Origin of the sequence: Micrococcus sp. HSID17227 (assembly GCF_003989405.1) — a bacterium.
Classification (GTDB): domain Bacteria; phylum Actinomycetota; class Actinomycetes; order Actinomycetales; family Micrococcaceae; genus Micrococcus; species Micrococcus luteus.
Map to the genome: position 1 here is coordinate 1 of NZ_RBLN01000463.1, position 818 is coordinate 818.

Sequence of the window (818 nt, forward strand, 5' to 3'; positions counted from 1 at the left end):
CCCCGCCAGTTGCGGTCGGCGATCACGTAGCCGCGCTCGGCGAGCCAGCGCGCGGCGGCGTCCTCGCCGAACCGGCCCAGTGCCGTGTGCGCGCGGCTGGCGCGCCTGTCTCCGGGCGGCTGCGCCCCGATCCGTTCCGCGGTCCCCGTCATCCCGACCACCTCCTGGGCACCAGGGTGGTCCCGGGCGGGGTCGCCGGGTGGGTGGCGGCGGGGATTGTGCGGGGCCGGACGCCTGTGCAGGAGTGGACGTCGGCGTCCCGCCCTCGGGGCCGATCAGGGGTGGGTCAGCTCGGCAGCTGGCCGTCCGGCGGGACCGTCAGGTCCTCGGTGGGCAGCTCCTCGATGTTCACGTCCTTGAAGGTCAGCACCTTCACGCGCTTGATGAACCGCTGCGTGCGGTACACGTCCCACACCCAGGCGTCCTCGAGCAGGATCTCGAAGAACACGTCCCCGTCCGCCTGGCGGGGCGTCAGCCGCACGTCGTTGGCGAGGTAGAAGCGCCGCTCGGTCTCCACGACGTAGCGGAACAGGCCCACCACGTCCCGGTACTCGCGGTAGAGCAGCAGCTCGGCCTCGGCCTCGAAGTCCTCGACGTCGTCTGCGCTCATGACATGCCTCCTCAGTGCTCGCCGCGCACCCGCGACAGTCCGGGCACGCACGGTCTCCATCCTCCCCCGTCCGGGGGTCGCACGTCGAACGGGCGGCCGCGCCCGACCCCAGGGGCTCAGTCGAACAGGGTGGGCGGCGCCTGCGCGGGCGCGCCCGGCAGCCCGAGGTTCCAGCTGCGCCGGTGTTGCCGGCTCGCCCCGCGCTCGG

1 protein-coding gene is annotated in these 818 nt (G+C 73.7%); it reads right to left on the minus strand.

Annotated features, from left to right (window positions below; all coding sequences use genetic code 11):
* Window positions 1–286 precede the first annotated feature (286 nt).
* Window positions 287–610, minus strand: coding sequence for a DUF2469 domain-containing protein (locus D8M29_RS12650; RefSeq protein ID WP_002853817.1), 324 nt, complete (start codon window positions 608–610; stop codon window positions 287–289).
* Window positions 611–818 lie beyond the last annotated feature (208 nt).